The following is a 9,088-nucleotide window of genomic DNA, read 5'->3' as shown; positions in this document are numbered from 1 at the left end:
GTGACGCGCAGGGCACCGGGAAAGGCCCGTGACAGGAGAGCCGGACGCGACGCGCAGGGCACCGGGAAAGGCCCGTGACAGGAGAGCCGGACGCGACGCGCAGGACGGGTGTCAGCGACGCCGGTGGAGCAGCCGGCCGGCCAGCACGGTGGCGAGGCAGCCGCCCGTCCGCCGGCCCTCGGCGTCCAGCTCCAGGACGGTGAAGTCGGCCCGTCCGCCGGTCGTCAGCGAGCCGTGGGCGGCCTCGGCGAGCGAGAGCCCGGCCGGCGGGCCGAGCGGGTCCAGCGGGCCCCGCGCACCGTCACCGGGCAGTGCCAGCAGGCCGGAGCGGGTGACCGCGGTCCGTACCGCGGGGCGCTCGAACGGGCCGGCCACCGCCGTGACGCCGTGCCCGAGCATCCGCTGCAGCCCGCGCCGGGCGCTGCCGCCCCAGCGGGCCTCGTCCAGCCCCAGCCGCGCCAGTGCCGGGCCGTGCAGCGGCTCGGTGCCGATCTCCTCGCGCGGGTCCGGATGGTAGGCGCACTCCAGCAGCCAGTGGCCGTACGGGTTGCGCAGACCGGGCGTCAGCAGGCCGTCCCACTCCCGGGTGCGGGCGGCCGGGAAGGCGGCGGCCAGCTCCGGGTACGGGCCCAGTCCGGCGATCCGGTCGCCCTGCACCACCACCGCCCCGTCGGCGACCGGCGGGGCGGTGGGGTCCGCCGGGGCGGACAGCAGCAGGGTGGCCCGGTGCAGGGTCAGCATCGGTACGGGCCCGGGTCAGTTGGTGGAGAGGATCTTCAGCTCGGGGTGCGCCGTGCCGCCCTCGATCGCGGTGGAGGCGATGTGCGAGGCGACCCGCGGGTCCACCGGGTCGTTGGCCGGGTCGTCCAGCACCCGCAGGTGCTCGTACGTGGTGGAGCGCTGCGCGGGGGTGCGGTCGGCGGCCCGGATCAGGTGGATCAGCTCGGTGAGGTTGGAGCGGTGCTTGGCACCGGCCGCCGAGACGACGTTCTCCTCCAGCATGACCGAGCCCAGGTCGTCGGCCCCGTAGTGCAGCGACAGCTGGCCGGCCTCCTTGCCGGTGGTCAGCCAGGAGCCCTGGATGTGGGCCACGTTGTCGAGGAAGAGCCGGGCGATGGCGATCATCCGCAGGTACTCGAAGACGGTGGCCTGGGTGGAGCCCTTGAGGTGGTTGTTCTGCGGCTGGTAGGTGTACGGGATGAAGGCCCGGAAACCGCCCGTGCGGTCCTGCACGTCGCGGATCATCCGCAGGTGCTCGATCCGCTCGGCGTTGGTCTCGCCGGTGCCCATCAGCATGGTGGAGGTGGATTCGACGCCCAGCTTGTGGGAGGTCTCCATGATCTCCAGCCAGCGCTCGCCGGACTCCTTGAGCGGGGCGATCGCCTTGCGCGGCCGCTCGGGCAGCAGCTCGGCGCCGGCGCCGGCGAAGGAGTCCAGGCCCGCCCGGTGGATCCGGGTGATGGCCTCCTCCACGGAGACCTTCGAGATCCGGGCCATGTGCTCGACCTCGGAGGCGCCCAGCGAGTGGATCACCAGCTGCGGGAAGTCCGCCTTGATGGCGGCGAACGCGGTCTCGTAGTACTCGACGCCGTAGTCCGGGTGGTGGCCGCCCTGGAACATGATCTGGGTGCCGCCCAGCTCGACCGTCTCCGCGCAGCGGCGCAGGATCTCGTCGAGGTCGCGGGACCAGCCCTTGTCGCTCTTCGGTGCCACGTAGAAGGCGCAGAACTTGCACGCCGTCACGCAGACGTTGGTGTAGTTGATGTTGCGTTCGATGATGTACGTCGCGATGTGCTCGGTGCCGGCGTAGCGGCGGCGGCGGACGGCGTCGGCCGCCGATCCCAGCGCGTGCAGCGGCGCCGAGCGGTACAGCGCCAGGGCCTCCTCGGGGCTGATCCTGCCACCGGCGGCCGCCCGGTCGAGGACGGCCTGCAGGTCGGTGCTGGGCGCATCGAGGATCGCTGCGAGCTCGGACACCTGGCGGCCTTCTCTCTCTCGGTGGTACTGCGCTGCGGTACTGCGGACGGGCGCGTCACTGAGCCGCACCCGGGACGACCGGACCAGCCTACGCCAGAGGTTTCCGGCGCCCGGTCAGCCCTTGCGCGACAGGTCGCCGGAGGGGTCGGAGCCCATCGCGGCGCCGGTCACCTCCAGGTGCAGGCGGCCGTCCGCGGCGACGGTGTAGGTCTGGCGCTCGGGCTGTCCGCTGCACTCCGGGGTGGTCTCCGCGGGGGCCTCCTGGATCACCAGCGTGCGGGCCTCGGCCGACACCAGGGTGCCGTTGCCCCGGCAGACGGTGCTGCTGAAGTGCGAGGCGTTGCTGGTGCGGGCGACCACCTGGCCGACGGCGCCGGGCACGAACTCGACCCGGAAGGTGCTGGGCAGCGGGACGATCTTGGTGGTGATGTCGCCCTCCCAGCTGCCCAGGAAGGCCGCCGGCACGGCGCTCGGCCCGCCCGGCGCCGGGCTCGCCGGGGAGGGCGGCGGCAGGCTGCCGGCCGGGGCCGAGGAGCTCGGCCCGGTGGTCCACGAGGTCGACCAGCTGGTGGTGAAGGAGGTGACGCCGGTCGTCACCCGGGTGGTCGTGGTGGGGGTGCCGCCGCTCGACGGCGTACCGCCGTCCAGCGAGTCGCGGAGCTCGATGCCGCCGTAGACCAGCAGCGGTGCGGCCAGCACGGCGAGGGCCACCAGCAGCGCCGTCCGCTTCGCCCGCCCGGTCGCGGGCCGGCCGCCGGCCGGTCCGGCGCCGGCCGACGCGGATCCCGGCGATGCGGCTCCCGGCGGGACGGCGCCGGGAGCCGTGGCGCCCAGTGGCACGGATCCGAGTGGTACGGATCCCAGTGCTACGGATCCCAGTGCTACGGACCCCAGTGGCACGGCGCCCGCCGGTACCGCGTCGGCCGGTACCGGCCCGGCCCCGGCCGGCGCCTCCGAGTCCAGTTCCAGCAGCTCGACCGCGCTGCGGCCGACGGCCTCGGCCACCGCCGGCGGCAGCCAGGCCGCCTGCCGCAGCCGGACGGTGCCGCCCCCGGCGCCCGCCAGCAGCTCGCGCAGCCGGGCGGGCGACGGCCGGGCCGCCGGGTCCTTGGCCAGGCAGTCGCGGACGATCGCGCCCAGCCCGGCGTCCAGCCCGGTCAGCCCGGGCTCCTCGTGCAGCACCCGGTAGAGCAGGACGGCCGCGCTCACCCCGTCGCCGAACGGCGCCGCGCCGGTGGCCGCGTAGGCGAGCACCGCGCCCAGCGAGAAGACGTCGCTGGGCGGTCCCGCCACCGCGCCCCGGGCCTGTTCCGGCGACATGTAGCCGGGCGAGCCGACCACGAAGCCGGACTGGGTGAGCCCGGTCGCGGCGTCCAGCGCCCGGGCGATGCCGAAGTCGATCAGGCGCGGCCCGTCCAGCGTGAGCAGCACGTTCGACGGTTTGACGTCCCGGTGGACGAGCCCCTGGGCGTGGACGTGCTCCAGCGCCTCGGCCAGGCCCGCGCCCATCGCCCGGACGGCCGCGGCGGGCAGCGGGCCGAAGTCCCGTACGGCGGCGCCGAGCGCGGGGCCCGCCACGTAGCCGGTGGCGACCCAGGGCCGGGCGCCCTCGGTGTCGGCGTCCAGCACCGGGGCCGTCCAGGCGCCGCCGACCAGCCGGGCCGCGGCGACCTCCTGACGGAACCGGGCGCGGAACTCCGGGTCCTCGGCCAGCTCGCCGCGGACCACCTTGACGGCCACCGTCCGGCCGCCGGCGGTGCGGCCCAGGTAGACCCGGCCCATGCCGCCGGCGCCGAGCCGCCGCAGCAGCCGGTACTCGCCGATCCGTGCCGGATCGTCAGATCCCAGTGGTTCCATCCCCCGCGCTCCCCTCAACGGCCGGCCGACAGCACGACGGTACCGGTGGCGGGGCCCGGCGCCGCCGTCGGCGACGCGGCGCGGAAGCGCGCGCCCGGGGCGTCCGGCCGTCCGGGCCCGCGCTCCGACCGCACGGGGGCGGGGCCGGGGGGTGGTTCAGACGGCGGGGACGGCCTCCAGCAGGCGCACCGCGACGTCCGGCGCGAAGCCGCTGTCGTGGCCGACCCGGCGGGCGAACTCGGCGATGCCCGCCAGCTGCCGCTCGCCGAGCGAGTAGTCCAGGGCCTCGGTGAAGTACCGCTCCAGCAGTTCGGCGTCGAACTCCTCCCAGCGGGCCGCCTGCGCGGCGACCTGGCCGGCCTCGGCCAGCGAGAGGTCGCGGGACTCCAGGAAGGCCCGGTGGACGGCGGCGACCGCCTCCGGCCGGCTCTCCACGAAGTCCCGGCGGGCCGCCCAGACCGCGAAGACGAACGGCAGGCCGGTCCACTCCTTCCACATCTCGCCGAGGTCGTGCACCGCCAGCCCCTGCGAGGGCGCCTGCTCCAGCGAGGCCCGCAGCGCGGGGTCGCCGATCAGGACGGCGGCGTCGGCCCGGGCGAGCATCGCGTCCAGGTCCGGCGGGCTGCTGAAGTACTCGGGGCGGACGCCCTCGCGCTCCTCCAGCAGCAGCTGGGCCAGCCGGACGGAGGTGCGGCTGGTGGAGCCGAGGGCGACCTTGCGGCCGTCCAGGTCGGCGAGCGGCACCTTGCTCACGATCACGCAGGACATCACCGGGCCGTCGCTGCCGACCGCGATGTCGGGCAGCACCACCAGTTCGTCCGCGTGCCGCAGGTACTCGACGCAGGTGATCGGGCCGATGTCGAGCGAGCCGGCCACCAGCAGGTCGCTGAGCTTCTCCGGGGTGTCCTTGGTGAGGTCCAGGTCAAGCAGGTTGCCGGTCCGCGCCAGGCCCCAGTAGAGGGGCAGGCAGTTCAGGAACTGAATATGTCCGACCCGGGGCCTGACCGGCGTAGCCGGCGTTGCCGGGGCACTCCCATCCCGCACTGCCACTGCTCGCTCCTCTGCTGTTCGTACTCTCCCCGCAGGGTATGCCCGGGGCTCCCTGGAGCCTTCACCGGCCGTCCGACACGCCCTGTCCGCGCCTCAAGTCACCCCTGGTCGCCACCACGACCGCGTGCTAGCGTTGCCCTCAGTTGCAGTTTGATTCCCCTTGCAGTACTTGAAGCCTGCGGAGCATGTAACCGCGGGCTTTTTGTAGTTTTTCAGCAATATCGAAAAACTCCGGACCCACTCCGGAGGCGGGGCGATCAGCGCAGCGGACCGGGTGCCACGCGGTGTGGCACCCAATACGTCCCTCGCAAGGAGAACGGCATGGCTCAGGGAACCGTCAAGTGGTTCAACGCTGAGAAGGGCTTCGGCTTCATCGCCCAGGAGGGCGGCGGCCCCGACGTCTTCGTCCACTACTCCGCCATCAACGCGAACGGTTTCCGCTCGCTGGAGGAGAACCAGGCGGTCAGCTTCGACGTCACCCAGGGCCCGAAGGGCCCGCAGGCGGAGAACGTCACCGCTATCTGACCATCCTCATGATGATCTGATCGCTCGGGACCCGACTGGGTCCGACGGTGGCCCTTACTGCCGCCACCATGAGCACAACGAGCAGCACCCAAGGGGGCTCGCCACGTCCTGGACGCGGCGGGCCCCCTGCCTTTCGTCCGACGGCGGCGGACCGCCCCGGACCGGCAACGGCCCGCGAGCCCGCTCCCCCGCCGGGGAGTGGGCTCGCGGGCCGTGACGTGCGGGGCGCGCGGGGCCGGTCAGGCCGCGGCGGGCACCTTCTCGCCGCCCTGGGCCGGCACGGGGACCGGCGCCTCGGCGTACAGGTCACCCGTCGGGTTGTTGTAGGCCACCAGGTCGAGGGTCTTCTCGCGGGCCGCCACCAGGATCGGCACGACCGCCTGCCCGGCCACGTTGGTCGCGGTACGGACCATGTCCAGGATCGGGTCGATGGCCAGCAGCAGGCCGACGCCCTCCAGGGGCAGGCCCAGGGTGGAGAGGGTCAGGGTCAGCATCACGATGGCGCCGGTCAGGCCGGCGGTGGCGGCCGAGCCGATCACCGAGACGAAGGCGATCAGCAGGTAGTCACCGATGCCGAGGTGCACGCCGTAGACCTGGGCGACGAAGATCGCGGCCAGCGAGGGGTAGATCGCGGCGCAACCGTCCATCTTGGTGGTCGCCCCGAACGGGACGGCGAAGCTGGCGTAGTCGCTCGGGACGCCGAGGCGCTCGGTGACCCGGCGGGTGACCGGCAGGGTGCCGACGGAGGAGCGGGAGACGAAGGCCAGCTGGATGGCGGGCCAGGCGCCCTTGAAGAAGTTGAGCGGGTTGAGGCCGCCGACGAACTTCAGGAGCAGGGAGTAGACCACGAACAGCACCAGGGCGCAGCCGACGTAGACGTCCGCGGTGAGGGTGGCGAAGGGCTCCAGCAGGTCCCAGCCGTACTTGGCGACCGACTTGCCGATCAGGCCGAGGGTGCCGAGCGGGGAGAGCCGGATGACCCACCAGAGAGCGGTCTGGGTGAGCTCCAGGACGGTCTCGTTGAGCTTGAGGACCGGGGCGGCCTTGTCGCCGAGCTTGATGATCGCGGCGCCGACCACGACCGCCAGGAAGACGATCTGCAGGACGTTCACCTCGGTGAAGGAGGTGACGATGTTGGTCGGGATGATGCCGGTCAGGAAGTCGACCCAGGTGCCGGAGGACTTGGGTGCCTTCAGCCCCTCGGTGGAGAGCTCGGTGCCCTGGCCGGGGTTGGTGAGCAGGCCCAGGCCCAGGCCGATCGCGACGGCGATCAGCGAGGTGATCAGGAACCAGAGCAGGGTGCGGCCGGCCAGCCGGGCGGCGTTGGTGACGTTGCGCAGGTTGGCGACGCTCACCACGATCGCGGTGAAGACCAGCGGCGGGACGGCCAGCTTGAGCAGCTGGACGAAGGTCTTGCCGATCGTCTCCAGGGTGGTGGCCAGCCAGGAGATGTCGGCGGCCCGGGCGAGGTAGCCGAGGGCGACGCCGAGCACGAGGCCGGCGACGATCTGGACCCAGAAGGGGGTCTTCCGGACTCGGGCGAGCAGGGAGGGCGACGCGGTGGCGTCGGGCGCTGCGGACATGGCGGTGCGGCTCCGGGGGAGGGAGTGCGGAACGGGGAGGGGAGACGGGGAGGCGGCACGGCGCGGATCCGGCACCTCGGGGGAGGCGCCTCGGGGCGTGCCGCCTAGATACAGCTGCCGGCGCGACAGGCGCGCGGGCCGTCCACAGCACCGGACAGGCGCATGCCGGCCGCGGGCGTCGAGCCCTGGCCCTGCATTCGGGGTGCGCCTGTGGTGGTCATGAGCGGAACATTAGCAGTAAAGCTTTGAGATGTTCAAAGCACATGTTTGAGATGCGGGCACGAACCAAGCTGACGCCCCATCACATCCGCCTCCGACGGCTCGATTGACCCCGTCCGGTTATACGTATAACTTTGAGTACTGTCCTACCGCCCCCTGCCCACCGGAGACCCGCCCTCATGGGCTACCTCGCCCTGCTCCGTGCCCCGCACGTCACCCGACTCCTGCTCGGCACCCTGCTCGGGCGCCTCCCGGCCGGCATGACCGCCCTCGTGATCGCCCTCGCCCTGCGCAACGCCGGCGCCCCGTACGGACGGATCGGCCTGGCCACCGCCGCGTACGCGATCGCCGCCGCCGTCGGCGGGCCCGTCCTCGGCCGGATCGTCGACCGCACCGGCCAGCCCCGGGTGCTGCTCAGCGCGGCCGTGGTCGCCGGGCTCGGGTACGCCCTGCTCGCCCTCGCCCCGGGCTCACCGGTCGCCGCCACCGTCGGCGCCGCCGTCGCCGGTCTCGCCATGCCCCCGCTGGAGCCCTGCCTGCGCGCCCTGTGGCCCGCCGTGGTCGAGGAGGAGCAGCTGGACACCGCGTACGCCTTCGACTCCGCCGCCCAGCAGATCCTCTACGTCGCCGGACCGCTCGCGGTGGCCGGCATCGCCGCCGCCTTCAGCCCCGTCACCGCGCTGTGGACGGCCGCCGGACTCGGCCTGGCCGGGGCCCTGGTGGTCGCCACCGCCGCGCCCGCCCGCGCCTGGCAGGCCCCGCCGCGCGCGCAGTCGGCCGGACTGCTCGGCCCGCTGCGCTCCCCCGGCCTGGTGCTGCTGCTGATCGGCCTGGCCGGCGCCGGCTGGACGGTCGGCTCGCAGAACGTGCTCTTCATCGCGTACGCCGAGCAGCACCGCGGCGTCCCCGGCGGCGCCGGGACCCTGCTCGCCCTGGCCGCCGTCGGCGGGCTGGCCGGCGCGCTGGTCTACGGCGCGGTCAAGTGGCACAGCGGCACCGCCACCCGGACCTGGGTGATGGCCCTCGGGATGGCCGCCGCCTACCTGCCGCTGCTGCTGCTCCCCGGCCCGGCGGCGTTCTGCGCGCTGGCGCTGCTCTCCGGCATCGGGCTGGCCCCGCTGCTGGCGGCCGCCTTCGTGCTGATCGCCGAGCTGGCGCCGGCCGGCACCGTCACCGAGGCCTTCGCCTGGCTGATCACCCTGTTCGCGACCGGCAACGCGCTCGGCTACGCGGTCTCGGGGGCACTGGTGGACACCTCGCTGCGCGCGGTCGCGCTCTGCGCCGTGGGCGGGATCGGGCTCGGCGGGCTGCTGCTGTTCGGCGCCCGGGGCTGGTTCCGGCCGGCGCCCGCGCCGGTGCTCGCGCGGCCCCTCCCGGTGGGGTGACCCCGGCCGTCCCGGTGGGGCGGGGCCGGCGTCCCGGTGGGGTGACCCCGGCCGTCCCGGTGGGGCGGGCCCGGCCCGGGCCCGGCGCGGGGTGAGGCGGCGTCACCGGCACCCCGGGGTCAAAAGGTTGACCGGGTGAAGTTGTCGCAGCTTTGTGACAGCCGTGTGCGAACACTTGTCCCCGTGTGCGGCACGCGTGGACATAGTGTTCGGGCATGGCACCGACGCGCCCCCCGAGGCCCGACTCCTCCGAGACCCCACGACTCAGAGCAGGCCGCGGGAGCGCGGCACTCCGCCACACCCGCCACGGAGCGACCTTCCTGACGGTCAGTGTGCTGTCCGGCGTCCTGCTGGCCGGCATGGCGCTGCCCGCCGTCGGCGCGCTCGGGCTCACGGCCAAGAACACCGCGGACAGTTTCGACAGCATCCCCGACGAGTTCAAGACCCCCGCGCTCTCCCAGGCGACCCAGATCTTCGACGCCAAGGGCGGCC

Annotated in this window: 7 protein-coding genes and 1 pseudogene; 3 read left to right on the top strand and 5 right to left on the bottom strand. The window is 73.8% G+C overall.

All coding sequences use genetic code 11. From position 1 onward, the window contains the following. Positions 1 to 111: 111 nt before the first annotated feature. The 4 genes from IE329_RS35940 to IE329_RS35925 all read right to left on the bottom strand — a co-directional run bounded on the left by IE329_RS35940 (position 112) and on the right by IE329_RS35925 (position 4,884). Entirely contained in the window at positions 112 to 741 is a 630-nt protein-coding gene (locus IE329_RS35940; protein WP_190215250.1) for an amidohydrolase family protein, read from the bottom strand. Between the two features lie 15 nt (positions 742 to 756). Further along, a complete protein-coding gene (gene mqnC, locus IE329_RS35935) occupies positions 757 to 1,977 on the bottom strand; it encodes a cyclic dehypoxanthinyl futalosine synthase (protein WP_229928034.1) in 1,221 nt (406 codons plus the stop codon). Between the two features lie 114 nt (positions 1,978 to 2,091). Continuing rightward, positions 2,092 to 3,834 (bottom strand): serine/threonine-protein kinase, encoded by a 1,743-nt coding sequence (locus IE329_RS35930; RefSeq protein ID WP_190215249.1) that lies wholly within the window; start codon positions 3,832 to 3,834, stop codon positions 2,092 to 2,094. 156 nt (positions 3,835 to 3,990) lie between these two features. Beyond that, positions 3,991 to 4,884 carry a menaquinone biosynthetic enzyme MqnA/MqnD family protein gene (locus IE329_RS35925; RefSeq protein ID WP_229928033.1) on the bottom strand — a complete coding sequence of 298 codons (894 nt, stop codon included), beginning with the start codon at positions 4,882 to 4,884 and terminating at the stop codon, positions 3,991 to 3,993. Between the two features lie 321 nt (positions 4,885 to 5,205). On the opposite strand from IE329_RS35925, the gene IE329_RS35920 reads away from it, so the two are divergent. Further along, entirely contained in the window at positions 5,206 to 5,409 is a 204-nt protein-coding gene (locus IE329_RS35920; RefSeq protein ID WP_057227626.1) for a cold-shock protein, read from the top strand. 239 nt (positions 5,410 to 5,648) lie between these two features. Here the strand turns inward: IE329_RS35920 and IE329_RS35915 are convergent, their stop codons facing one another. Next, positions 5,649 to 6,992 carry a dicarboxylate/amino acid:cation symporter gene (locus IE329_RS35915; RefSeq protein WP_190215248.1) on the bottom strand — a complete coding sequence of 448 codons (1,344 nt, stop codon included), beginning with the start codon at positions 6,990 to 6,992 and terminating at the stop codon, positions 5,649 to 5,651. Between the two features lie 398 nt (positions 6,993 to 7,390). Between IE329_RS35915 and IE329_RS35910 the strand changes: the two genes are divergently transcribed. Together IE329_RS35910 and IE329_RS35905 are read left to right on the top strand one after the other, a co-directional pair. Beyond that, entirely contained in the window at positions 7,391 to 8,596 is a 1,206-nt protein-coding gene (locus IE329_RS35910; protein WP_190215247.1) for an MFS transporter, read from the top strand. Between the two features lie 215 nt (positions 8,597 to 8,811). Then, positions 8,812 to 9,088, top strand: a pseudogene (locus tag IE329_RS35905) (hypothetical protein); the annotation flags it as partial.

Source organism: Kitasatospora indigofera, assembly GCF_014655955.1.
Classification (GTDB): Bacteria; Actinomycetota; Actinomycetes; order Streptomycetales; family Streptomycetaceae; genus Kitasatospora; species Kitasatospora indigofera.
This window is presented reverse-complemented; position numbering and strand designations above follow the sequence as displayed.